This window comes from Bacillus sp. SIMBA_154 (assembly GCF_046536015.1).
In the GTDB taxonomy this organism is placed as follows: domain Bacteria; phylum Bacillota; class Bacilli; order Bacillales; family Bacillaceae; genus Bacillus; species Bacillus pumilus_P.
Window position 1 is genome coordinate 1 of the sequence record NZ_JAWJBV010000563.1, and the last position, 243, is coordinate 243.

General features: G+C 45.7%; 1 protein-coding gene. It reads left to right on the forward strand.

What is annotated here, in order from left to right; genetic code table 11:
* Positions 1-17: 17 nt before the first annotated feature.
* The coding region (locus R0K30_RS23170) for an NAD(P)H-hydrate dehydratase (RefSeq protein ID WP_410613344.1) at positions 18-243 on the forward strand (226 nt) is incomplete at its 3' end.

A 243-nucleotide genomic window follows, 5' to 3' on the forward strand; every position in this document is an offset into this window, starting at 1 on the left:
CTTTGCCTGAGCGCTCAGTGAGTAGCCATAAAGGTAGTCATGGAAAATTATTATGTATAGGAGGAAACCACGGCTCTGCAGGAGCTATTAGATTAAGTGCTGAAAGTGGATTAAGGTCTGGTGCTGGAATGGTAAAAGTGTATACCCATGAACATGCCGTTTTACCTGTGAGCATCGGGCGACCAGAGCTTATGGTAACTAGTGAACACTTGGATGATGCCCTAGCATGGTCAACGTGTGTAG